The following is a 24053-nucleotide window of genomic DNA, read 5'->3' on the forward strand; positions in this document are numbered from 1 at the left end:
ATCGCGCTTTAGCGCGTGCCGGTCGAGGTGCGGATCGGCCTGATGTCGGTCACACGCTTGGCGGCCTGCTTGATCCAGGGCGCCTGCTTCAAGGCAAACAGCGCCAGCGAGCCGGCCGCGCTGCCGGCCTGCGTCACCGCAGACATCGGCGTCGGCTGACCGCCGAACTGCATTTTGTAGGGTTCGTCACCGATGGTGAAATCGAGCACCCGGTCGCCGCGCTCGATGCAATCCCTGGCGACACCCTCGAATGTCAGCGCGCCGATCGATTGGCTCTTGTACCCGTCGACATCGAACCCCGTCATGACGACGAGGACGCTGCCACGGTGGACCAGCCCAAGCGCGGTGGCGATGACGATGCCGTCCATCTTCATGGCGTAGAGCCGGGTAAACGAGCCCATGCCGCGAAGCGCCACGCTCGAGTAGAAATCGAAATACTCCGGTCGCTGCAACAGATCGCCATCACCCTGTTCGTGAAACCGGGGACCCCGAAACTTTCTCATCGTCTCCATGGCTTCGCCGACGGAGGCGCTATCGTCGCAGCATGAGAAGGTGAGCGTGCCTTTCTTGTGGATCTGGCGCCATTTCTTTGCCAGCTCCTTCTGGTACGACTTTCCCATTGCATTGATCTGCCATTGCTCGAACGGCGCAACCAGGACCGTCGCGTAAGCATTGGTATCCATCAGGCTGCGATGGGGCGCTCCGAGCAGATTCTCGATCGGCATCCTCGCATCGAGCAGCTTGGGTATGCGCAGCAGGTCGAACGGCCGCAGCAGCTGTCGAAGCCTTTCGCAGGCACGCCGGTCTTGCAGCAGGTCGGCGAAGGTCGCGATGCTGCACACCGGCGACAAATAGTCGGACACGCGGAGATCGGCGAATTCGATGGTGCGCATCGGGCCGCGCCGCACGCGCAGCATCGGCAGCACGGCCGCAAGCGACTTGTTCGCACGATGGCGGATGGCGACGACCAGCGGCTTGGCCGACGCGGCGGGAGCGAGCTTGCGATAAAGGCTGTCCAGCCATATCGGATGCTGGAAGGCGGTCGCGTCCGAGCCTTCAAATAACTTCACGTACTCTTCAGACAGGAAGTCGAATGCGTCGTCGATGCTGACATCGAACGCGTCATCATTCTTATTCATGTGAGACCAAACAAATCGACAGTTTCAAAGCGCCGATTGAATCCGGCACGCCGCCCTTATAGCAAAGGTCGATCGGCTCGGGCAGCGGCAGAATACGATTTGTATTAATGCAATGCCTCGACCTTTGCACATTGTTGCTGGGTCGAGCCATTGCCTTCATCGCATCGGCTGCGGTCGGCCGTCATCTGAACGTCGCCGCGTCCGAGGGATCTGCATCGTTAACAATCCTTTAAGGCTCAGCTCAATCGCGCCGTGGTGAGATATCGCACCCGGTCTGGACCGGATATTGCAGTTAAGGGCTCGCAAGTCCTGGAGTCCCGCCGAAATGCTGAGTCACAGCCAAAAAACCCGCGCTTCCTACGCAATTTCGTTCCCGCAGGCCGACCGCAAGCCGCCTCGGCGTCCCAATTCGGACATGGCTGCGCCGCCTGTCCGGATTTGCGACATATCGCGGGCCGAGCAGATGTCCTCGGCTCCGGCGCAAATCGGATCATTGCCACACGGCGCGCGGGAGCGGCGCATCAATCCTGTCGGCAGGGCTGCGACGGCCGGTGTTCCCCGGGCAACCGTCGGTGGGCTACGGCTCGCCGTGCTCGATCGCGAGCAGACCGCCGAGTTCATGGTCGAGGCTGTGCATCCGAACCGGCGTGCCAATCGTCCGCTGTATCTGACCTCCGCCAACGGCGAGGTGCTGTCGCGCTGCTCGACCGAGCCGATGACGGACCGGCTGTTCCGTACCGCCGACCTGATCAACGCCGACGGGCAACCGCTGGTCATGGTGTCCAAGCTTCGGTCGCCGAATCCGCTTCCCGAGCGCGTCGCGACCACGGATCTGTTTCACGACGTCGCGCGCAAGGCGGAAGAGCTCGGGCTGACCTTCTATCTGTTCGGCGCCAACGAAGCCGAGAACAAGGCTGCCATTGCCAATGTCCGCCGGGCCTATCCGGCACTCAAGATCGTCGGCCATTCGCACGGCTATCTGCGCGGCGACGCATTGCGGGCCAAGGTCGACGAGATCAATGCCCTGGCGCCCGATTTTCTCTGGGTCGCGCTCGGCGTGCCCTATGAGCAGGCTTTCGTCGACGAATTCATGCCTCGGCTCGGCAATGTCGGCGTCATCAAGACCTCGGGCGGGCTGTTCAACTTCCTGTCCGGCTCGCGCCCGCGTGCGCCGAGATGGATGCAGATCGTCGGCCTCGAATGGGCCTGGCGCCTATGGCTCGAGCCGCGGCGGCTGTTCTGGCGTTATCTGACGACCAATCCGCACGCGCTCTATCTGCTGTTCAACCGGACCCGATCCTCGTCGACGAAAGACTGACGCCTCTAACGAGTGCAATGTGCGGCTCCGATCCACCGGAGCAGCAGGCTCATTCCATGAGCGGAGTACAACCGAATGGACGGACGTGCGATCGACGGTTCGATCTGGCAGGCACCCGGCGTCGGGGCGGAGAATTTCGCCAGGGCCGTCGTCGGTTGGTCGATCACCATCAATGTGATCATGTCGATGGGGACCTTCCACGCCGCGCTGCTTCCGACCGAGTTGACCCTGGTGCAACAGGCCGTCGCCCTGCTGATGTGGGGCGTTCTGATCTACGCAAGCCTGTTCATCCGTCCCTGCCTGCGGCTGGCCCTCAATCTCGATACGCTCGTGATCGTCGCGTTCTACGCATTCGCCACGATCTCCGTGTTGTGGACCAACCTCGGCGTGGCAGCCCTGATGAAGGCCGCGGCGCTCGTAATCACGACGCTTGGCGCGTTCTGCATGATCACCCGCGTCGATATCGATGACATCGTGACATCGGCCACCCGCGGCCTGTTCGTGCTGATCGCGGCCTCTGCGCTCTGTGCGGTGATCCTCCCGGACATCGGGATCGATCAGACCTGGATGCACAAGGGACAGTGGCAGGGCGTCTTCGAGTCGAAGCAAACCCTCGGCTTCGCCGGCGCCTATCTCATGTTCTTCGCCTGCTATCGAAAGATAACGGGACAAGGATGGCTGCCGTTCCTCGTGACGTTCGTGCTGGCCTCCACCTGCGTCATGCTCTCGGAGTCGCGCGGCGCCGGCACCCTGTCGCTGGTTGCCTGCGCGCTGCTGCTCACCTCCCTGTGGTCGGTCCGGTGCATGCAGGTCTACGCGATCCTGCCATCCGTCATGTGCGTCGCGGCAGCGCTATTGATCCTGTATTTCTACACGACCGGATACGACTCGATTCATGCCTTCGACACGACGATCGACTTCACCGAGCGGACCTTCATCTGGCAGTACGCCATCAGCCATTTCGATGACGCGCCGCTGTTCGGATTTGGCATCAACGGATTCTGGACCAATCCGGCGATCTACGATTATTTCAACCAGAACCACGGCTGGGTGCTCGACAATTACCACAACGGCTATATCGCCATTCTCGTCGAGACCGGATTCCTGGGCTATTTCCTGTTCACGGCGAGCGTCTTCCTGTTCTCCTACAAGGTGCTCTGCCTGATCGCAGGGCGGGCGATCGACCGCCTGCACTGCGCGTTGATCATCGGGTTTGTCTTCCTCAACTGCCAGACCAATTTCACCGAGACGGTCTTCCTTCGCTCGACGATGTTCACGTCGGTGTTGCTGATCGCCTTCTTCCTCGCCATTTGCCGGCCGGTGCCGTCATCGCGCGCGCAGCCGCGCGAGCCGGAGCAGCCATGACCGCGTTCCGGATACTTCTGCAACGAGCCTTCGTCATGCTGGCGGCGGCAGGGCTTGCTGTCCCGCTGATCGCGCCGGCGAATGCCGCGGGGCAGGGGGCATCGCCGGACGCCGCGGCATTGGGGCGCGGCATCAATATTCTCGGCTATGACGGCATCTGGGAGGGCTACCACAACGCGCCGTTCCGCCCGGAAAACCTCGCCGCGATTCGCAGGGCCGGCTTTTCCCATGTCCGGATCAACTTCTTCGGCTTCAGGCATATGGATTCCGGCAACATCCTCGATGATGCCGTCCTGCGGCGACTCGATGCCGTGATCGAGCAGGTGCTGGCGAGCAGGCTCGTTCCGATCCTCGACGAGCACGACACCGATCTCTGCCAACGCGACGTGGCCGAATGCGGCGTGAAGCTCAAGGCATTCTGGCGCCAGATCGCATCGCGCTACGCGGGGAAATACCCGGCGCTGGTGTTCGAGATCCTGAACGAGCCCGGCGGCAACATGACCTCGGCCGAATGGAATGAGCTGCTCGGCGATTGTCTTGCCATCATCCGGGGTACCAACCCGAAGCGCAATGTCGTGGTCGCGATCCTGAACACCGAGGAGCTGCCGATCGATCAGCTGGCGCTGCCGGCCGGCGACCGAAACCTGATCGTCACATTCCACTATTACCTGCCGCTGCAATTCACCCATCAGGGCGCGCCGTGGTCGCCGACCTTCTCGAAGATCGGTCCATTGCGCTGGGGCTCTGCGGAAGACTTGGCCAAGGCCTCGGCCGATTTCGACAAGATCCGATCCTGGTCCGAGAAAGAGAAGCGCCCGATCTATCTTGGCGAGTTCGGTGTCTATGAACGTGCTCCCGCGGAGAGCCGCGCGACGTATCTGTCGTTCATGGCGAGACGCGCGGAACGAAATGGCTGGGCGTGGGCTTACTGGCAGTTCGACCACGATTTTGCGGCATTCGACGGCGCCCGGCAACGCTGGAAGACGGACATTCTCCGCGCGATCATCCCTCCGGTCCGCTAAGCCCTTCGATTGCACGCCGCGTCCGATTCAGGATCGGCCGGCGGCCTTGACGACGCGATTGTCGCGCGCGGCGAGCACGCCACCCTTGTAGACGGAACGCCCGGACGGCCGTGCGACCACGGCCTCCTGGATATGCACGGCGTTCAGGGTCACGAAATCGGCCTTGGCCCCGACATGCAGGCCGTAGTGCTCGAGCCTGAGCGCCTTGGCGCCGGCCGCGGTGATCATGTCGAACGCGATCGCGAGCTCCTCGTCGGTGTAGAAACCCGAGCGGTATCCGATCATCATGGCGCGGCCCAGCATGTCGCCGTCGCCATAGGGCCACCAGGAGTCGCGGATGTTGTCGTTGCCGCTGAACACCGTGACGCCGGCTTTCTGCAACAGGGCGACGGGCGGGAACGGCCGGCTGCCCGGCGCATTCGTCATGATCGCGACGCCCGAGCGCGCCAGACTGTCGGCGGTCTTCTTCAGCGCGTCGGCGGGAATGTCGCCGAGCCCGTAAGCGTGGCTGACGGTGACGCGGCCCGCCATGCCGAGCGCACGGGTGCGCGCCGCGATCTGCTCGACTTCGAAGGCACCGAGCATGCCGCCGTCATGAAGATGGATATCGACATCGACGCCGTGCTTTTGCGCGACGCCGAACACGACGTCGAGATGCCCTTCGACGTCCCGGTCGAAGCTTGCCGGATCGAGCCCGCCGACGGCGTTGGCGCCGAGCTTGATGGCCTCGTCGAGCAGCTGCGGCGTGCCGGGGCTGGTGAGGATGCCGTTCTGGGGAAACGCCACGAGCTGGATATCGATCAAATCCCTGTATTCCTCGCGAACCCCGAGGATGGTCTCCAGCGACTTCAGCCCCACCGAACCGTCGACCATGACGTGACTGCGCATCTGCGTCGTGCCGTGCCCGATGCAGAGGTCGAGCTGGTTCCGCGCGCGCACGTCCATCGGAGCGGCGGCGGCAAGGTTCTCGGCCTGAAACGCCACCCGCTCATGGACGTCGAATCCGTTGGTGCAGGGACGGTGCGGCCGCCAGGCGTCGCCGTAAAAACTGGTGTCGAGATGGATGTGGCCTTCGACGAAGCCGGGCACGACCAGCGCATTGTCGAGATCGACGATCTCGATCCCGCTCGGCCGTTCGCCTTTCGCCTCGATCGCAACGATGCGGCCACCACGGACCAGCAGATTGCGGCTGGTGCCGTCACCGAACCTGGCATTGATGAAGAGTTTGTCGGCTGGCATCGGATCTGTTCCTCTTGTCGCTTGCGTCGCATGCAGATCGCGCGGTTCTCCATGCCTTGCCTAACATGGTCGGAGGAATAATACTCCGCTCGCACCAGCAGACAAGGAACCGAGAGCGTTGCCGGAGATTGCGAGCAGGGAACCGTTCGACGTCAAGCGCGCAGCCTTTGCCGCGACCATCGGCAACATGCTGGAGTTCTACGACTTCATCACCTACAGCTTCTTTGCGACCGAGATCGGACGCACCTTCTTCCCCGCGCATAGCGAATACGGCAGCCTCATGCTGTCGCTTGCGACGTTCGGCGCCGGCTTCCTGACGCGGCCGATCGGCGGCATCGTGCTTGGCATCTTCTCCGACCGGGTCGGGCGGCGGCCGGCGATGCTGCTGAGTTTCGCCCTGATGGGCGGCGCGATCCTGACCATCGCGCTGACGCCATCCTATGCCGCGATCGGCATTGTGGCGCCTGTTATCGTGATTCTGGCGCGGATGGTGCAGGGGTTTGCGCTCGGCGGCGAGGTCGGGCCGACCACGGCCTATCTGATCGAGATCGCTGCACCGAGGAACCGCGGCCTCGTGGTCGCCTCGCAGCCCGCCAGCCAGGAGATCGCGGCGACGGTCGGCGCGCTTGTCGGTGTCATCCTGAGCAGCGCGATGGCGCCCGACATGCTGCAGGCCTATGGATGGCGCATCGCGTTCCTGCTCGGGGCCGTTTGTCTGCCGTTCGGCATCTGGATGCGTCGCACGCTGCCGGAAACGGTCTCGCATGGGGAGCACGTCGCCGGGCAGGTCGAACGCTCGAGCCATGTGGCGCTGGCGCGTCGGCATCTTCGCGTCATCGTGCTGGCGGTGATGATCCTGGCCAGCGGCACGATCTCGACCTATGTGACACAATACATGACGACCTACGCCAAGAACACGCTGCATGTGTCGCCGTCGCTGGCGTTCACGGTATCGCTGGTCAGCAACGGACTGCAGATCATCGGCGCGGTGCTGGGCGGCTGGCTTGCCGACCGGCTCGGACGCAAGCCGATCATGATCTGGCCGCAGCTGGTCGTGCTGGTGCTGACCTATCCGGCCTTCCTGTGGATCGTCCAGGACCCCGGTGCGTGGTCGCTGTTGTTCGGCTTCGGCATCCTGTCGTTCATCGGATCGCTGCCGTTCACGGCGTTCTATGCCGCGTTCACCGAAGCGCTGCCGCAGAGCATTCGCGGCGGCGTGTTCGCCACGATCTACGCGGTCGCCATCGCGACGTTCGGCGGCACCGCGCAACTCGTGGTCACGTGGCTGTTGCACGTGACCGGAGATCCGCGGGCGCCGTCCTGGTATCTTCTGCTCGCGGCCGCGGTCGGCATCGTGGCGATGAGCCTGATGCCCGAGACCGCCCCGGTGAAGGTCGGCGAGAAGTAACGCCGGCAGACGCGCTTAATTCATGTCGCGAAAGGCGTGGCCGTTGGCCTCGATTTCCTTCACGAGCTGCGGCGGCAGATTGGCCTGCGCCGAGGTGCCGTCGAACACCCAGTCCTTGGCATCGGCAAGGTCGGGAAGACCCGCGCCCTTGCGGACATAAAGACCGACCGATGTCTTCTTCGGATTGATGTAGAGATCGTAGTCCATTGCGCGCCTCCTCTCCGTTGCAGTTCGACGGAAGCTCCGGCCACGGCCGGAGACTTCCCGGATGAGTCAACGCCGGTAAGACTAGGCGGGTTTCTTCGCCTCCGGCGCAAGCACCACCGACGCCTCGCTCGTCAGCATCAGGAAGGTGATGGTCTCCTGGAAATACAGCTGAACCGATTTCGCCGAGTGGCTGAGATAGCCGATCGAAAGGTCCTGGCCGATCGAGAGCTGGAAATCGCCGCCGCGGGTGGTGAGCAGCACGCCGCCCTCGATCGCGGGCGCCCAGATGATCTTGCCGTCGATCAGGCGCTGGATGTGCTGCAGCACCGGATAGCCGTCGTCGGTCGCCCCGCCGATCGCGGTATAGGGCTCGGTGCCGAGCAGCAGCGTATAGGGACCGTTGACGCCGGCAAGCCGCAGCTGGCTGACCGCCTGGGCGACCACGGCGGGATAGTTCTTGACGCTCGACGGCAGCGTCAGCACCGGGTTGCTGGTGCCCTGACGGATGCCCTCAATGCCGGCGGCCGCGTAGCCGTCGAATACCGCGCGATCCTCGGCGAAGGCGATCTTGCGCGCGGCCTCCTTGAGCGGATCCCAGTCGGAATCATTGGCGCCGCGCTCGACATCGTCGATCGCCTGGCGCGAGAGCTCGAACGGCACGCGCAGCTCGACCAGCGCGCGGACGTCGCGTTGCGTCGCCTCGACCCCGTCGCCCGGCGCCGCAATCTTCTTGAGATGACCGGTGCCGACCGCGGAGAAATCCGTTCCCTTCGGACCGTCGACATCGACGACACGGCGCGCCGCCAGATGGCGCTTCAACGTGCGCGAGGCCTCCTCTTCGATCTGGGCCCATGCCGCATCCGAGATAGGGGCGAGTCCCCGATGAAGATTATTCATGTCCAGCCTCTCCTTTCAGTGAGCCGATCCCGAGCGAGCCGTCGGACGGCGGTATTCCTGGTGCAGGTGTGTCGCCCGCCCCGGCGTCATCCGGAGACGGCTCGGCGGGCGAAGCTGCCGGCGCCTCGCTCGCGACATCCTCCAGGAAGGTCGCCGACGGGACGAAGAACAGCATGCCGGTGACGGCGCGGCTGAAGTCGAGCAAACGGTCGTAATTGCCCGGCGGCTTGCCGACGAACATGTTCTCCAGCATCTGCTCGATCCGCTGCGGGGACTTGGCATAGCCGATGAAATAGGTCCCGAACTCGCCCTTGCTGATATTGCCGAACGGCATGTTGTCGCGGACGATATCGAGCTCCTCGCCATTCTCGACGATCGTGGTCAGCGCGTTGTGCGCGTAGCTCGGCTTCACCGCATCGTCGAGCTCGATGTCGGACAGTTTGGTTCGGCCGATGATCTTTTCCTGCATCTCGACCGGCAGCTCGTTCCACTTCTTCAGGTCGTGCAGGTATTTTTGCACGATCACATAGCTGCCGCCGACAAACGCCGCGTCCTCGTCGCCGATGATGGTGGCATCGGTGGCCGCCTGGTCTTCAGGATTCTCCGTGCCGTCGACGAAGCCGAGCAGGTCGCGTTCGTCGAAATATTTGAAGCCGTGCACCTCGTCGGAGGTCGCAACCGCATCGCCGAGCCGCGTCATGATCTGGGTCGCGAGCTCGAAGCACAGGTCCATCGGCACGGCGCGGATGTGAAACAGCAGGTCGCCCGGCGTTGCGACGGCGTGGTGGACGCCGTTGATCTCGCGGAACGGATGCAGGCCTTTCGGCTTCGGCGCACCGAACAGCCGGTCCCATGCGTCGGAGCCGATGCCCATGACGCATGACAGCCGGCCCTCGAGGTCGCGGAAGCCCACGGCACGCAGCAGCGCGCCCAGGTCGGCGCATAGCGACCGCACCACCGCATCATATTCCGGATTGGGCTTGAGCGTGACCGCAAGGAAGATGGCCGCGCGCGTCAGCTTCGCAGCGACCGGTTGCGGAACGGCTGAGGGCACGCAGGTCTCCTTGACTAAAACGGCAATTCCACGAGGACAAAAGGCAGGCGCTGGACGCCGGATCGGCGTCCAGACGACAGAGGCAGAGGAGCATGCCGGTGGAGCCTTTACAAGGGCTCGAATGGCTCACGCGCTTGCAGAGGTGCCTGCCTCAATCGACGGGCTTGCCGGACTTCTCTTCCTCAAGGGTCACCGCAATCGCGGCGTTGGCCGAGAGCCGAACCTTGGAGCCTTCGACACCCGCCACGAAGCCGAGCTCGATGAAGTGGTGATGGCCCTTGTGGAAGCCGTCGCTGTCGTTTTTCTTGAGCTTGATGCGGTTGCCCTCGACGTGATCGACGGTGCCAACATGCACGCCATCGGCGCCGATGACCTCCATGTTGTCCTTGATCTCGTGCTGCGTCATGGCGCTCTCCCTGGTTGCAGGTCAGCTTGTATAGTCGGCTTGCATATGATGCCGGCGGACGACGCGGCGATGACAGCGCGTCGTGGGCGATCCGGGCTGTCTCACACCGGTTCGAATTCGTCCGCGGCCGCGTTCTCCGGCTTCTTGCCGTTGAAGGTGAGGCCGGCCTTGGTGGCGGAGAGCTTCACCTCCGAGCCGTCGCGCACGTCGCCGGAAAGGATCATCTCCGCAAGCGGGTCCTGTACGCTGCGCTGGATCACCCGCTTCAGCGGACGGGCGCCGTAAGCCGGATCCCAGCCTTTGTCCGCCAACCAGTCGCGCGCCTTCGGATCGAGCTCCAGCTCGATCTTGCGATCCTCCAGCAGCCTGCGCAGCCGCGAGAACTGGATCTCGACGATGCGGCCCATGTCGCTCTTCTGCAGCCGGTGAAACAGGATGATCTCGTCGATCCGGTTGAGGAATTCCGGGCGGAAGTGCGCCCGCACCATGTTCATCACCTGCTCGCGCACCGCGCTCGTGCTCTGGCCTTCCGGCTGGTTGACCAGATATTCGGCGCCGATGTTCGAGGTCATGATGATCAGTGTGTTGCGGAAGTCGACGGTGCGGCCCTGGCCGTCGGTCAGGCGGCCATCGTCGAGCACCTGCAGCAGCACGTTGAAGACGTCGGGATGCGCCTTCTCGATCTCGTCGAACAGCACCACCTGATAAGGCCGCCGCCGCACCGCTTCGGTCAGGGCGCCGCCCTCGTCATAGCCGACATAGCCGGGCGGGGCGCCGATCAACCGCGAGACCGAGTGCTTCTCCATGTATTCGGACATGTCGAGGCGGATCATCGCGGTCTCGTCATCGAACAGATATTCGGCAAGCGCTTTTGCAAGCTCGGTCTTGCCGACGCCGGTGGGGCCCAAGAACATGAAGGAGCCGATCGGCCGGTTCGGGTCTTGCAGGCCGGCGCGGGCGCGGCGCACCGCGGTCGACACCGCGCGGACCGCCTCGGCCTGGCCGACGACGCGCTTGCCCAGCATCTCCTCCATGCGCAACAGCTTGTCCTTCTCGCCCTCCAGCATCTTGTCGACCGGCACGCCGGTCCAGCGCGAGACCACCTGCGCGATATTGTCGGCGGTCACGGTTTCGCTGGCGGACGAGGTCTCGCTGGCCTCGACCGCCGCGAGCTTCTTTTCCAGCTCGGGAATGCGGCCATAGGCGAGCTCGCCCGCCTTCTGGAATTCTCCCTTGCGCTGCGCATTGGCAAGCTCGGTACGCAATTGCTCGAGCTCGCCCTTCATCTTCTGCGCGTCGGAGAGCTTGCTCTTTTCCGAGCGCCATTTCGACGTCATGTCCGCCGATTTCTTTTCCAGATCGACAAGATCCTTCTCGAGCGTTTGCAGGCGGCTCTTGGAGCCAAGATCGGTCTCCTTCTTCAGCGCTTCCTGCTCGATCTTGAGCCGGATGATCTCGCGGTCGAGCGAGTCGAGTTCTTCCGGCTTGGAATCGACCTGCATCTTCAGCCGTGCCGCCGCCTCATCCATCAGGTCGATCGCCTTGTCGGGCAGGAAGCGGTCGGTGATGTAGCGGTTCGACAGCGTCGCAGCGGCGACCAGCGCCGAATCCGCGATGCGCACGCCGTGATGCTGCTCGTATTTGTCCTTGAGGCCGCGCAGGATCGAGATGGTATCCTCGACCGTCGGCTCCGACACGAACACCGGCTGGAAGCGCCGCGCCAGCGCGGCATCCTTCTCGACATGCTTGCGGTACTCGTCGAGCGTGGTGGCGCCGATGCAATGCAGCTCGCCGCGGGCGAGTGCGGGCTTCAGCAGGTTGGATGCGTCCATCGCGCCGTCGCCCTTGCCGGCGCCGATCAGCGTGTGCATCTCGTCGATGAACAGGATGATGCCGCCCTCGGCCGAGGTCACCTCCTGCAGCACCGCCTTGAGCCGTTCCTCGAACTCGCCGCGATACTTTGCGCCGGCGATCAGCGCGCCGAGATCGAGCGCGAGCAGCGCCTTGTCCTGCAGGCTTTCCGGCACGTCGCCATTGACGATGCGCAGCGCGAGGCCCTCGACGATCGCGGTCTTGCCGACACCGGGCTCGCCGATCAGCACGGGATTGTTCTTGGTCCGTCGCGACAGCACCTGGATGGTGCGGCGAATCTCCTCGTCGCGGCCGATCACCGGATCGAGCTTGCCGTCGCGCGCGGCCTGGGTGAGGTCGCGGGCGTATTTCTTCAGTGCGTCATAGGCGTTCTCGGCCGACGCGCTGTCGGCGGTGCGGCCCTTGCGCAGCGCGTTGATGGCCGCATTCAGGTTCTGCGGATTGACGCCGCCCTTGGCGAGCAGCCTGCCGGCCTCGCTGTCCTTGTCGGCTGCGAGCGCCTGCAGCAGGCGTTCGACCGAGACGAAACTGTCGCCGGCCTTGTCGGCGGCCTGTTCCGCCGCGGCGAAGGCGCGCGCGGTCTCCGGCGCCAGGTAAATCTGTCCCGAGCCGGCGCCGCTCACCTTCGGTACTTTCGCCAGCGCGTCTTCGGTCGCCTTGAGGATCGCGCGTGAGTTACCGCCGGCACGGTCGATCAGGCCGGCCGCGAGGCCCTCATTGTCGTCGAGCAGCACCTTCAGGATGTGCAGCGTCGAGAACTGCTGATGCCCCTCGCGCATCGCGAGCGATTGCGCCGACTGAATGAAGCCGCGAACGCGATCGGTATATTTTTCTATGTTCATCGTGGCACCTCAAGGCAACGCAGGCTCGTCGAGATCAAGTCAGCCACGCAGTCCCGCCGGCGACAGATGGCGGAACGATGACATCCATCATGCAACGGCCCCGTGCAATTGCGCCGGCGGAAATACCGCGGGCCTGAGGCCGCCGCATCTCGCATCGTGTGGTCCTTTCAGGAGAGTGTCAATCGCGGAGCGCGCACGCTGGGCCGCTGCAGTTAAGCCGTTGCGAGGGCTGACGTTCGTCTTTGGCACTCATCCGGGGGCACTGCTACGGCCGCGCCGGCAAGCCGGATGCACGCATCGCGCTGATTGCGGTTCGATGGTTCGCTGTGCTCGCGAAGCGCGCGCTGGATAGGCACGGATCGCTGTGATCGTACAGAGGCCCAAGTCATGATCGGGACACACTATCGGAATCGATCACGTCGCGTTTCGCGTAGCTCGCTCGATGATGCAGAGAAGCGACGCGCGATGTTCCGCTGAATCGCGCAACGTTGCATCACGGCGCACTCTGAACCGACCATGAATGGCCGCATGAGCGCGCTTCCGTTTGCGTCGCTGCGTTTCAGGCTGGTGTAAGGTCAAGGCGCTAGCGATGCAGTGTGTCGGTGCATTGCCGATGCACGGAACTTTTGTTCCGTCTCACGTTGAACGTGCTCATCGAAGAGGCTCCCAATGACAACTCCTCTCCTTTCGACCGTGTCGTGCGCAGCGATTGCCACGGCGCTGTTCTATGCGACTGCGGTGCCCGCAATCGCGCAGGATGCAGCATGCGCGCCGGTCTCTGCCGTCGAGACCGCGCCGCCGCCGTTGCCGACTTACGATCAGCCGCCGGTGCCTGGTCCCGGCTATATGTGGTCGCCGGGCAATTGGTCGTGGGACGAGGAGCGCGGCGATTACTACTGGGTGCCGGGCACCTGGGTGCAGCCGCCGCGGGTGGGACTGCTGTGGACGCCAGGTTACTGGGGTGCGTTCGGCGGCGGCTTCATCTTCCATCCCGGCTATTGGGGTGATCGCGTCGGCTTCTACGGCGGCATCAATTACGGCTTCGGTTATGGCGGAGCAGGCTATGAAGGCGGCCGCTGGGATCACGGCACGTTCTTCTACAATCGCACCGTGAACAATCTGCAGGGCGCGCGGATCACCAACGTCTACGAGAAGAACGTCACGATCAATCAGACCACCGTCAACAACGTCAGCTACAATGGCGGCCGCGGCGGCATCGAGGTGCGGCCGACGGCTGCCGAGCGCGCGGTCGCCAAGGAGCAGCACTTCGCGGCGACGCCGTTGCAACGCAAGCAGGTCGAGACCGCAAGCCAGGATCCGAGCCTGTTCAAGCGGACCAACAATGGCGTGCCCGCTGTCGCCGCAACGGCGCGTCCCGGCGAGTTGAAGGGACCGGGCGTGGTTCGCGCGCGGCCGGCCGGCGAGGCGGTGCCTGCCAACGCCGCGCGGCCGGCGGCCGCGGAGCCGGGGCATCCGGGTGCTGCAGCCGCACCCGCAACAGCACCGGCTGCTTCCCACGCGCTGCCGGTCCCGGGAAAGGAGCTTCCGGCGGCGCATCCGCCCGCCGAGGCGAACAAGCCTGCGGCGGCCGAGGAAAAGCGCGCGGCACCTGCTCCCGAGACCAAGGCCGAGCCGCATCCTGCTACGCCGGCGCCTGCCGGATCCCACGCGCTTCCGGTTCCCGAGAAGGGCGCTGCGGCGCATCCGCCCACGCAGGAGAACAGGCCTGCGGTCGAGGAGAAGCACGCAGCGCCCGCACCGACACCCAAGGTGGAGCCGCACCCTGCACAGGAAGCAGTGCGGCCCGCTGTGCCGGAGAAGAGGCCCGAAGAGCCGGCGGCGAAACCTGTCGCGCGGCCCGAGCAGGCAGCAAGGCCCGAAGCTCGGCCGGAGCCGGCGGCAAGGCCGCAAGCGCATCCGGAGACGATGGCGCGCCCTGAGGCGCATCCGCAGCCGGCGGCGCGGCCAGAGCCGCACGTTCAGGCCGCGCCGCATGGTCAGGCCGCGCCGCGTGGTGCGCCCGCCGGTCATCCCGCAGAGGAGAAGCGGCAGGAGCAACACTAAGGCACGTCCGCGCTCCGCTGGCTCGTTCCGGCGGAGCGCGGTATTGTGCCGCCTGTGCGCAAGCGATCATCACTGGAGGTTGGTCATGGCACAGAGTCACGGTGGCGATGGACAGCTCGACGATGGCAAGCCGCGCCTCAGCGAGGACGACATGCAGCGCGCCCTGCTCGGTCCGAGGGGCGTGCCCGGCAAGCCGGATGCTGCCAAGATGACGCCGCAGCAGCAAAAGAACATGCCGAACTATCTGGACCCCGGACATACATCCTGACTCGTCATGTGACGTGAGCGCACGCTGCGTCGGCCGTTGCCCAGCGGCGCGCCTGCGCACTTGCAAATCGCCTGCTTTTGCGCCCTGATGATTGCAGGTGCACTCACGGTGTTGCGGAGCAGGTTGTGAGAAATCCGTACGAGGTCCTTGGCGTTGCCCCGACGGCGTCCTCGGCCGATATCCAGAAGGCCTATCGAAAGCTGGCGAAGAAGCTGCACCCGGATCTCAATCCGGGCGACAAGGCGGCCGAAGACAAATTCAAGGAAGTCGCGGCTGCGAACGATCTGCTTTCGGATGCCGAGAAGCGCAAGCGCTTCGACGCCGGCGAGATCGATGCTGATGGCACCGAGCGGCCGCAGCACCGCTATTACCGCGACTTCGCCACCGCGGGTGAGGGGCATCCCTATGCCGATAGTTCCGGCTATGCCGACTATATGGACCAGGACGACGCGTTTGCCGAGTTGCTTCGGCGCACTGAGCAGGCGCGCGCCAACCGGCGCGGCCGCGACCTGCACTATAGCCTTGCGATCGACTTCGCGGAATCGATCGCCGGCGCGAGCAAGCGGCTGACGCTTCCCGACGGCGGCACGCTCGACGTGACGATCCCGCCCGGGCTGATCGACGGACAGGTCATTCGTCTGCGCGGCAAGGGCATGCCCGGCAGCGGCAAGGGCGGTCCCGGCGATGCTCTGATCGAGGTGGACGTTCGCGCCGATCCGCGCTTCACCCGCGATGGCGACGACATCTCGCTGGAATTGCCGATCTCGCTGTCGGAGGCTGTGCTCGGTGGCAAGGTCCAGGTTCCGACGCCGACCGGCGCGGTCACCATGACGGTTCCGAAGGGCTCCAACACCGGCACGACCATGCGGTTGCGCGGCAAGGGCGCGCCAAGGGTCGGCGGCGGTCATGGCGATGAGTTCGTCAAGCTCAAGGTGGTTCTGCCCAAGGGACCCGATCCCACGCTCGAGGCGTTCGTCTCGAACTGGGATCGCAAGGGATTCAATCCACGTGAGGATGGTGCATCATGAACAAGCAGCAGTTCCTCATCGATACGGGCCTGGAGGTGCAGACCCTGGAGTTCTGGATCGAGCAGCAATGGCTCGTGCCGGAAGAGACGGCGCACGAGACCAGTTTCTCCGACACCGACGTGGCGCGTGCGCATCTGATCCGGGATCTCAAGGGCGACTTCGGCGTCAACGACGAGGGGATCGACGTCATCCTGCATCTGGTCGACCAGCTGCACGGCCTGCGCCGCGCGTTCGAGCAATTGCACAAGGATATGGCGTCACCGCCGCGCTAGAGCTTTTCCCGTTCCGATGGAATCGGAACGGGGCTCTAGATTTTTGTTTTGACGCGTTTTCTTCACGCGAACCGGTATCCACTTCGCTCGAAAACGCTCTAGGCGCCTCACTTACGACGAACCTCAGCCTTGGGATCAGCCTGGGAGACGATCATGACGGACAAGCCGACGCCGCTGGCGCATGGCGAGATCGACGTTCTTATCCTGCAGGCGCTGGTGCGCAAGCTGATCGCGAAAGGCGTGCTGACGCCGGACGACGTCCGCTCGATGCTGTTCGAGGCTGCCAAGAATCTCGATCTGGTCGGCAGCGAGCTGACGACGGAAGCCGCCAACATCATCGTGCAGGAAGATCTGGCGCCGGCATTCCTTGGCGGCTAGAGCACGATCCGGACCCGGAGGGCCGCGTTAGCGCAAAGTGGAAGCCGGTTTTCCCTCGCGCGACAAACGCGAAGCGTGCGCGCGGAGATCATGCTCAAATAAGGAGGCGTCAGGTCTGGCCACTGCGGGTGGAGACCAGTCGGATCCGGGTGACCTGACCGGCATTGCCGGCGAGATAGGCTTGTGCGTCGCGCACCAGCCGCTCCACGGCGGCCGCATCATAGCTCGGATGACGGGTGTTCAGATGCAGGTCGGTCTCGACCTGCATGACGTTTGTCGTGTCCGCGGCGCCGATCTCGACGGAGAACGACACCAGCGAAACATGCGGGCTCTTGAAGGCCATGTTTTGATCTCCCCTCATCGCGTGATGCGCGGCGTGCATCGGTCTCGTGGGCGCAGCCTGTCTCAGGCCGCTGAATCCTGCTCGGCCGCTCGCACAGTCCCCGGACGCGCCCTGTCGAGCTCCTCGATCATGCCGCGGGCGATCTCGCGCTCGCCCATGATCACGATGTCGGCGCCAAGTGCCTTGAGATGATCGACCTCGGCGTCGGAATGCGCACGAGCGATGATCTGGATATCGGCATTCGCGACGCGCGCCTGCTCGACGATCTGGCCGGCCTCGAAGGCTTCGGGAATCGCGATGACCAGCGATCGCGCGGCGGCCGGATTGGTCGCGCGCAGCACGCTGGCGCGCGCGGCGTTGCCCATCAGGGCTTCGATGCCGCGCTCCTTGAGCTTGGCGACCATATCGTCGGACGCCTCGACCGCGAGGAACGGCGCGCTGCGTTGATGCAGCGCATCGCCGACGATGCTGCCGACCCGGCCGTAGCCGACCAGGATGGTGTGATCCTGCAATTCGGTGACCGGGATTGGTTCAGAAGCTGCGGCGGTTGGCGAGGAAGCCTGCGGCTTCTCGAGCCGCGACGTCAGCCAGTCGAGCACCGCGAACACCAGCGGGTTGAGCATGATCGAGACGATCGCGCCCGCCAGGATCAGGTCGCGGCCGGCCTTCGGCAGCAGATTGAGCGCAACGCCGAGTTCGGCCAGGATGAAGGAGAATTCGCCGATCTGGGCGAGGCTCGCCGAGATCATCAGGGCAGTCGCCATCGGGTGACGGAACAGCACGACGATCAGAAGGGCGGCGAGCGACTTGCCGACCACGATGACGAACAAAGTCGCTGCGAACGGCCAGGGCTCGCGTACCACGCTGAGTGGATCGAACAGCATGCCGACGGAGACGAAGAACAGCACCGCGAACGCATCGCGCAGCGGCAGGGTTTCCTGGGCCGCGCGCTGGCTGAGCGGCGATTCCCGCAGCATCATTCCGGCGAAGAAGGCGCCGAGCGCCAGCGAGACACCGAACAGCTTGGTGGCGCCGAACGCGATGCAGAGCGCGATCGCGAGCACGGTCAGCCGGAACAGCTCGCGCGAGCCGGTATGCGCGATGTAGTGCAGGACCCACGGGATCAGCCGGCGCCCGACCACCAGCATCAGCGCGATGAACACGGCGATCTTGATCAGCGTCAGCACCAGCACGCCGGTCAGCCCGAGACCGAAACGGGCGGCGAGCGGGTCGGAGGTGAGCGCTGCGCCATCGCCGCCCTGCAAGCTCGCCACCGCCGGGAACAGCACCAGCGCGAGCACCATGGCGAGGTCTTCGACGATCAGCCAGCCGACCGCGATCTTGCCGCGTTCGGTGTCCATCAGGCGACGCTCCTGCAGCGCGCGCAACAGCACGACGGTACTTGCGACCGACAGCGCGAGGCCGAACACCAGACCGGCGCCGACGGTCCAGCCCATCAACAGCGCGAGGCCGAGGCCCATCAATGTGGCGACCGCAATCTGCGCGATCGCGCCGGGCACCGCGATCGCGCGCACCGACAACAGATCGTTCAGCGAGAAGTGCAGGCCGACGCCGAACATCAGGAGAATGATACCGAGCTCCGCGAGCTCGGTTGCCAGCGCCTGATCGGCGACGAAGCCGGGCGTGAAGGGACCGACGGCCACGCCGGCGAGCAGATAACCGACCAGTGGCGGAACCCGAAAGCGCTGGGCGATGGTTCCGAACACGAAGGCCAATCCGAGACCCGCGACGACGGTCGCGATCAGAGGTGTGTCATGCGGCATTTCGCCTTGTCGCACAGCATCCCTGGCGGTGCACCGCGACCATTTGAGGCGCGGCATTCCGCGCGAAACTGTGATCTATTGCTCATGTCATGAGCATATGATCTCATGTCCGGATGAATCCGCGGCTTCCCGGGACCGATCTCGTCATCTTCGACTGCGACGGCGTGCTCGTCGACAGCGAGGAATTGAGCTGCCGCTGCCTTGCCGAGGCGATGGTGCAGGCCGGCATCGAGATGAGCACCGAACGGGCGCTCGAACTCTTCCTCGGCCGCAGCACCGCGGCCCTGGTCGACTACTGCCGGGGCGTCGGAAAGCCGTTGCCCGAGACGTTTCTGCCTGATCTGGCGCTGCAGGTCCGTGAGACCTTCCGCTCCCGGCTGAGGCCGATCGCCGGCATCGCGGCGGTGCTCAAGGAATTGCGGCTGCCATATTGCGTCGCCTCATCGAGCGATCTCGAGCGGGTGAAGTTTTCGCTGGAGCTGACCGGCCTCGCCGCCAGCTTCGGACCGCGGCTCTATACCGCGCAGATGGTCAAGCACGGCAAGCCGGCGCCGGATCTGTTCTTGCATGCGGCAAGCGCGATGCGCGCCGCGCCGCGCCGCACGCTCGTGATCGAGGACAGCGTCAGCGGGGTGATGGCCGCGAAGGCGGCCGGCATGAAAGTGTGGGGATTTGTCGGCGGCGCCCACTATCGGCTGGCGGATGGCAGTGCTCTGCTGCGGCAGGCCGGGGCGGATCGAATCTTCGCCGCGATGACGGATTTCTGGATGGAAGGCTGACGCAAGACGATGGCTGCGCCCGACAACGAAAAGTCTCGCCTCGACGATGCGGCGCGCGCCGGCTGGCTCTATTTCATCGCGGGCCACACCCAGGATGAGATCGCCAAAATGCTGCAGGTGTCGCGCGCCTCGGCGCAGCGCCTGGTGTCGCTGTGCCTCGCGGAGCGGCTGATCACGTTTCGCCTCGAGCATCCCATCGCGGCCTGCATGGAGCTGGCGTCGCGGCTGAAGGCGCGGTTCGATCTGGTGCATTGCGACGTCGTGCCGACCGATCCGGCGGCGCCGCTGTCGAATGCAGGGATCGCCGAACGCAGCGCCAATCTGCTGGAGACGACGCTGCGCTCGGAGACGCCCGTGATCGTCGCGCTCGGCACCGGCCGCGCCGTGCGCGCCGCGGTCGAGCGGGTTTCGCCGATCGAGCGGCCCGATCACCAGATCGTCTCGCTGGTCGGCAACATCTCCGCCGACGGCTCGGCGAGCTTCTACGACACGGTGGGGCGGCTCGCCGACCGCACCGGTGCGCGCCATTACCCGATGCCGCTGCCGTTCCTGATGTCGAGCGAGGACGAGCGCAACCGCATGGTGCGCATCGACCCGATCGCGCGGGTGAGGGCGGTCGCCGCCAAGGCGGATCTGCGGCTGATCGGCATCGGCCAGATGGACCAGAAGGCCCAGGTCCATGTCGACGGCTTCGTCACCCGCGAGGAGCTGCTCGAGATGATGCGGCTCGGTGCGGTCGGCGAGGTGACCGGCTGGGCCTATGACGCCAAGGGCAAGCTGATCAAGGGCGGCACCAACAAGCGGCTGACCAGCATTCCGCCGCAGATCCCCGCGGAAGCGACCACGATCGCCGCGGCCGTCGGCGCCGCCAAGGTGCCGTCGATCAAGGCCGCACTGGCGGGCCGGGTGATCAACGGCCTCATCACCGATGAGGCCACCGCGCGCGCGGTGCTGGATCGCTAGAAGCCACGAGTCGGGTGCGTTCCCTCCCCCGCAAGCGGGAGAGGTGAACCTTTGGTGTCGCTCCAGCTCAATCCAATTCCAGTCAACCGTTGTCTTCGCCTCCGCAAACACCTCCATTTCAGGCTGTGGTGGAACCCGCAATCGCGCGGGACGGCGTCCCGGCGCGCTTGACAAAATTTGGCGACAGAGTGAACATACGCTCAACACGTGGGCATATGCTCAACGTGACATAAGGGAGGTCACCTTGAAAAACGTCCTTTGCGCCGTAGCGGGCGCGGCTGCTGTTTTGATCTCTGCCCCCTCGATCGCCCAGACCACGCTGACGGTGGCGACCGTCAACAATGGCGACATGATCCGCATGCAGGGGCTCACCAGCGAATTCACCGCGAAGAATCCCGATATCACCGTGAAATGGGTGACGCTCGAGGAGAACGTGCTGCGCCAGCGCGTGACCACCGACATCGCCACCAAGGGCGGCCAGTTCGACGTCCTCACCATCGGCACCTATGAGGTGCCGATCTGGGCCAAGAAGAACTGGCTGGTGCCGCTCGACAAGCTCGGCGCCGATTACGACGTCGGCGACCTCTTGCCGAAGATCAAGGATGCGGTCTCGGTCGACGGCAAGCTCTATGCCGCGCCGTTCTACGGCGAGAGCTCGATGGTGATGTATCGCACCGACCTGTTCGACAAGGCCGGCCTGAAGATGCCGGAGAGCCCGACCTGGGACTTCGTGGTCGACGCCGCCAAGAAGCTGACCGACAAGTCCGCCGGCGTTTACGGCATCTGCCTGCGCGGCAAGGCCGGCTGGGGCGAGAACATGGCGTTCCTGACCGCGATGGCCAATTCCTACGGCGCGCGCTGGTTCGACGAGAAGTGGGAGCCGCAGTTCACCTCGCCGGAATGGAAGAAGACGCTCACGACCTATGTCGACCTGATGAAGCAGGCCGGCCCTCCCGGCGCCAGCTCCAACGGCTTCAACGAGAACCTCGCGCTGTTCAACGCCGGCAAATGCGCGATGTGGATCGATGCCACGGTGGCGGCGTCGTTCGTGAGCAATCCGAAGGAATCCACGGTCGCCGACAAGGTCGGCTTCGCGCTGGCGCCGAACACCGGGCTCGGCAAGAACGCCAACTGGCTGTGGGCGTGGAGTCTCGCGGTTCCTGCCGGTTCGAAGAAGGTCGACGCGGCCGAGAAGTTCATCGCCTGGGCGACCGGCAAGGATTACACCAAGCTCGTCGCGTCGAAGGAAGGCTGGGCCAACGTGCCGCCGGGCACGCGCAGCTCGCTGTACAAGAACCCTGACTATCTGAAAGTCGCCCCCTTCGCCAAGCTGACGCTGGCCTCGATCGATGCCGCCGATCCGAACAAGCCGACGGTGAAGCCGGTGCCTTACGTCGGCGTGCAATACGCGGCGATCCCTGAATTCCAGGGCATCGGCACCCAGGTGGGCCAGCAGTTCTCCGCGGCGCTGTCCGGCTCGACCTCCGTCGATGCGGCGCTCACCGCCGCGCAGTCCGCGACCGAGCGCGAAATGAAGCGCGCCGGCTACATCAAGTAGAGCGCGCCTGAACCAAAGCCAGGGCGCGACAGCCGCCCTGGCCGCCCGACCAGCTTAGACCTCCCGAGCTGGGTACTTGCGACCATCCTGTCCCGCAGCGGGATGGTCGCTCCTTTCCTTGAGAAGGAGGCGGGGATGGCGACCCAGCAGACCCAACTGCTCGCACGCACGCTGCTCACGCCCGCGGTGGCGCTGCTGTTCATCTGGATGATCGTGCCGCTTGCCCTCACGATCTATTTCGCGACCCTGCGCTACAATCTGCTCGATCCCGGGTCTGAATCGTTCGTCGGCCTGGAGAATTTCCGCTATTTCCTGACCGATCCCGCATTCCTCGCCTCGCTGCAGAACACCCTGGTGCTGGTCGGCTCGGTGCTCGCGATCACGATCATCCTCGGCGTGCCGCTGGCGCTGCTGCTCGACCAGCAGGTGGTCGGGCTCTCGATCGTCCGCCTGATGGTGATCGCGCCGTTCTTCGTGATGCCGACGGTGAGCGCGCTGGTCTGGAAGAACCTGCTGATGCATCCGGTGTCGGGCCTGTTCGCCTGGATCGCGCATCTGTTCGGGCTGCCGGCGATCGACTGGTTCAACGACGCGCCGCTGTTCTCGGTGATCCTGATCATCTCCTGGCAATGGCTGCCGTTCGCGACCCTGATCCTGCTCACCGCGCTGCAATCGCTCGACGAGGAGCAGAAGGAGGCGGCCGAAATGGACGGCGCGCGCGCAATCTCGACCTTCATCTACATCACGCTGCCGCACCTGGCGCGCCCGATCACCGTGGTGATCCTGATCGAGACCATTTTCCTGCTCACGGTGTTCGCCGAGATCTTCGTCACCACCGGCGGCGGCCCCGGCCTGCAGACCACCAACATCGCCTTCCTGATCTACTCGCAGGCGCTGATCCAGTACGACGTCGGCAGCGCGTCGGCGGGCGGCCTGGTCGCGGTGGTGCTCGCCAACATCGTCGCCTTCTTCCTCGTCCGTATCGTCGGCCGGAATCTGGAGGCGTAACGTCATGGCGCGGATGGTCACGACACGGCGCAAGGTGATCTCGACGGTGGCGGCCTGGCTGGTCGGCTTCCTGATCTTCTTCCCGATCCTCTGGATGGTGCTGGCGAGCTTCAAGACCGAGCTCGAGGCGTTCGCGATCCCGCCCTCGTTCCTGTTCTTCCACTGGACCACCGAGAACTACGCCACGGTGCAGGAGCGCAGCGACTATTTCCACCACGCGCTCAACTCGATCATCATCGCCGGCGGCTCGACCTTGATCGCGATGCTGATCGCGATCCCGGCGGCATGGTCGATGGCATTCTCGCCGACCAAGCGGACCAAGGACGTGCTGCTCTGGATGCTGTCCACCAAGATGATGCCGCCGGTCGGCGTGCTGGTGCCGATCTACCTGATCTACCGCACCTTCGGCCTGCTCGACACCCGCTCCGGTCTGATCTTCATCCTGTGCCTCGGCAATCTGCCGATCGTGATCTGGATGCTGTTCACCTATTTCAAGGAGATCCCGAAGGACATCCTCGAGGCGGCGCGGATGGACGGCGCCACGATCGGGCGCGAGCTGATCTACGTGCTGACGCCGATGGCGGTGCCGGGGCTGGCCTCGACGTTGCTGCTCAATCTGATCCTGGCGTGGAACGAGGCGTTCTGGACCCTCAATCTGTCGACGCTCGAGGCCGCGCCGCTCACCGTGTTCATCGCGTCCTATTCCAGCCCGGAAGGATTGTTCTGGGCGAAATTGTCGGCGGCGTCGACGCTCGCGATCGCGCCCATTCTCGTGCTCGGCTGGTTCAGTCAGCGGCAGCTTGTCCGCGGCCTGACCTTCGGCGCGGTCAGGTAGCAGA

Annotated in this window: 23 protein-coding genes; 14 read left to right on the forward strand and 9 right to left on the reverse strand. The window is 64.7% G+C overall.

Features of this window, described 5'->3' with window-relative positions:
- Positions 1 to 8: 8 nt before the first annotated feature.
- Positions 9 to 1139, reverse strand: coding sequence for a GNAT family N-acetyltransferase (locus tag JEY66_RS11450; RefSeq protein WP_018273327.1), 1131 nt, complete (start codon positions 1137 to 1139; stop codon positions 9 to 11).
- A gap of 463 nt (positions 1140 to 1602) precedes the next feature.
- Here JEY66_RS11450 and JEY66_RS11455 point away from each other — a divergent pair, with 463 nt between their 5' ends.
- From JEY66_RS11455 to JEY66_RS11465, 3 genes are all read left to right on the forward strand, one after another.
- Positions 1603 to 2457: a WecB/TagA/CpsF family glycosyltransferase gene (locus JEY66_RS11455; protein ID WP_018273326.1), complete on the forward strand. Its 855-nt coding sequence runs from the start codon at positions 1603 to 1605 to the stop codon at positions 2455 to 2457.
- 75 nt (positions 2458 to 2532) lie between these two features.
- Positions 2533 to 3822 (forward strand): O-antigen ligase family protein, encoded by a 1290-nt coding sequence (locus JEY66_RS11460; RefSeq protein ID WP_016842710.1) that lies wholly within the window; start codon positions 2533 to 2535, stop codon positions 3820 to 3822.
- Positions 3819 to 4844, forward strand: a complete 1026-nt coding sequence (locus tag JEY66_RS11465; protein ID WP_026193233.1) for a glycoside hydrolase family 5 protein — start codon at positions 3819 to 3821, stop codon at positions 4842 to 4844. Before JEY66_RS11460 ends, JEY66_RS11465 begins: the two co-directional genes overlap by 4 nt.
- Positions 4845 to 4871: 27 nt before the next feature.
- Here JEY66_RS11465 and JEY66_RS11470 read toward each other — a convergent pair whose 3' ends face one another.
- Positions 4872 to 6083 carry an amidohydrolase family protein gene (locus JEY66_RS11470; protein WP_016842712.1) on the reverse strand — a complete coding sequence of 404 codons (1212 nt, stop codon included), beginning with the start codon at positions 6081 to 6083 and terminating at the stop codon, positions 4872 to 4874.
- A gap of 118 nt (positions 6084 to 6201) precedes the next feature.
- Here JEY66_RS11470 and JEY66_RS11475 point away from each other — a divergent pair, with 118 nt between their 5' ends.
- A complete protein-coding gene (locus JEY66_RS11475) occupies positions 6202 to 7491 on the forward strand; it encodes an MFS transporter (RefSeq protein ID WP_018273325.1) in 1290 nt (429 codons plus the stop codon).
- A gap of 15 nt (positions 7492 to 7506) precedes the next feature.
- On the opposite strand, the gene JEY66_RS11480 is transcribed toward JEY66_RS11475, so the two are convergent.
- The 5 genes from JEY66_RS11480 to clpB form a co-directional block, all read right to left on the reverse strand.
- Positions 7507 to 7698: a hypothetical protein gene (locus JEY66_RS11480; protein WP_016842714.1), complete on the reverse strand. Its 192-nt coding sequence runs from the start codon at positions 7696 to 7698 to the stop codon at positions 7507 to 7509.
- An 81-nt stretch (positions 7699 to 7779) separates the two neighbouring features.
- Positions 7780 to 8595 (reverse strand): family 1 encapsulin nanocompartment shell protein, encoded by an 816-nt coding sequence (locus JEY66_RS11485; RefSeq protein WP_016842715.1) that lies wholly within the window; start codon positions 8593 to 8595, stop codon positions 7780 to 7782.
- On the reverse strand, positions 8588 to 9649 hold the full coding sequence (locus JEY66_RS11490; RefSeq protein ID WP_016842716.1) for a Dyp-type peroxidase: 1062 nt from the start codon (positions 9647 to 9649) through the stop codon (positions 8588 to 8590). The genes JEY66_RS11485 and JEY66_RS11490 overlap by 8 nt, the downstream gene beginning before the upstream one ends.
- A 151-nt stretch (positions 9650 to 9800) precedes the next feature.
- Positions 9801 to 10055: a DUF2171 domain-containing protein gene (locus JEY66_RS11495; protein WP_016842717.1), complete on the reverse strand. Its 255-nt coding sequence runs from the start codon at positions 10053 to 10055 to the stop codon at positions 9801 to 9803.
- Positions 10056 to 10156: 101 nt separating this feature from the next.
- The gene (clpB, locus tag JEY66_RS11500; protein WP_016842718.1) at positions 10157 to 12769 is read right to left on the reverse strand and encodes an ATP-dependent chaperone ClpB; all 2613 of its coding nucleotides are present in this window, start codon (positions 12767 to 12769) and stop codon (positions 10157 to 10159) included.
- A gap of 669 nt (positions 12770 to 13438) precedes the next feature.
- On the opposite strand from clpB, the gene JEY66_RS11505 reads away from it, so the two are divergent.
- The 5 genes from JEY66_RS11505 to JEY66_RS11525 all read left to right on the forward strand — a co-directional run bounded on the left by JEY66_RS11505 (position 13439) and on the right by JEY66_RS11525 (position 16779).
- A complete protein-coding gene (locus JEY66_RS11505) occupies positions 13439 to 14833 on the forward strand; it encodes a YXWGXW repeat-containing protein (RefSeq protein ID WP_080586142.1) in 1395 nt (464 codons plus the stop codon).
- Between the two features lie 85 nt (positions 14834 to 14918).
- Positions 14919 to 15101: a hypothetical protein gene (locus JEY66_RS11510; RefSeq protein WP_018273324.1), complete on the forward strand. Its 183-nt coding sequence runs from the start codon at positions 14919 to 14921 to the stop codon at positions 15099 to 15101.
- A 125-nt stretch (positions 15102 to 15226) separates the two neighbouring features.
- The gene (locus JEY66_RS11515; protein ID WP_016843343.1) at positions 15227 to 16129 is read left to right on the forward strand and encodes a DnaJ C-terminal domain-containing protein; all 903 of its coding nucleotides are present in this window, start codon (positions 15227 to 15229) and stop codon (positions 16127 to 16129) included.
- Complete coding sequence (locus JEY66_RS11520; RefSeq protein WP_016843344.1) at positions 16126 to 16401, forward strand: chaperone modulator CbpM; 276 nt, start codon at positions 16126 to 16128, stop codon at positions 16399 to 16401. The genes JEY66_RS11515 and JEY66_RS11520 overlap by 4 nt, the downstream gene beginning before the upstream one ends.
- 153 nt (positions 16402 to 16554) lie before the next feature.
- Positions 16555 to 16779 carry a hypothetical protein gene (locus tag JEY66_RS11525; protein ID WP_016843345.1) on the forward strand — a complete coding sequence of 75 codons (225 nt, stop codon included), beginning with the start codon at positions 16555 to 16557 and terminating at the stop codon, positions 16777 to 16779.
- A 109-nt stretch (positions 16780 to 16888) separates the two neighbouring features.
- On the opposite strand, the gene JEY66_RS11530 is transcribed toward JEY66_RS11525, so the two are convergent.
- Positions 16889 to 17122: a hypothetical protein gene (locus JEY66_RS11530; RefSeq protein ID WP_016843346.1), complete on the reverse strand. Its 234-nt coding sequence runs from the start codon at positions 17120 to 17122 to the stop codon at positions 16889 to 16891.
- Positions 17123 to 17184: 62 nt separating this feature from the next.
- Entirely contained in the window at positions 17185 to 18906 is a 1722-nt protein-coding gene (gene ybaL / locus JEY66_RS11535) for a YbaL family putative K(+) efflux transporter (RefSeq protein WP_016843347.1), read from the reverse strand.
- A gap of 113 nt (positions 18907 to 19019) precedes the next feature.
- On the opposite strand from ybaL, the gene JEY66_RS11540 reads away from it, so the two are divergent.
- The 5 genes from JEY66_RS11540 to JEY66_RS11560 all read left to right on the forward strand — a co-directional run bounded on the left by JEY66_RS11540 (position 19020) and on the right by JEY66_RS11560 (position 24049).
- Positions 19020 to 19685 carry an HAD family hydrolase gene (locus JEY66_RS11540; RefSeq protein WP_016843348.1) on the forward strand — a complete coding sequence of 222 codons (666 nt, stop codon included), beginning with the start codon at positions 19020 to 19022 and terminating at the stop codon, positions 19683 to 19685.
- 9 nt (positions 19686 to 19694) lie between these two features.
- The gene (locus tag JEY66_RS11545) at positions 19695 to 20648 is read left to right on the forward strand and encodes a sugar-binding transcriptional regulator (RefSeq protein WP_016843349.1); all 954 of its coding nucleotides are present in this window, start codon (positions 19695 to 19697) and stop codon (positions 20646 to 20648) included.
- Positions 20649 to 20892: 244 nt separating this feature from the next.
- Positions 20893 to 22206 (forward strand): ABC transporter substrate-binding protein, encoded by a 1314-nt coding sequence (locus JEY66_RS11550; RefSeq protein ID WP_026193232.1) that lies wholly within the window; start codon positions 20893 to 20895, stop codon positions 22204 to 22206.
- Between the two features lie 135 nt (positions 22207 to 22341).
- A complete protein-coding gene (locus JEY66_RS11555; protein WP_018273322.1) occupies positions 22342 to 23214 on the forward strand; it encodes a carbohydrate ABC transporter permease in 873 nt (290 codons plus the stop codon).
- Positions 23215 to 23218: 4 nt separating this feature from the next.
- A complete protein-coding gene (locus tag JEY66_RS11560) occupies positions 23219 to 24049 on the forward strand; it encodes a carbohydrate ABC transporter permease (RefSeq protein ID WP_016840863.1) in 831 nt (276 codons plus the stop codon).
- Positions 24050 to 24053 lie beyond the last annotated feature (4 nt).

Origin of the sequence: Bradyrhizobium elkanii USDA 76 (assembly GCF_023278185.1) — a bacterium.
In the GTDB taxonomy this organism is placed as follows: domain Bacteria; phylum Pseudomonadota; class Alphaproteobacteria; order Rhizobiales; family Xanthobacteraceae; genus Bradyrhizobium; species Bradyrhizobium elkanii.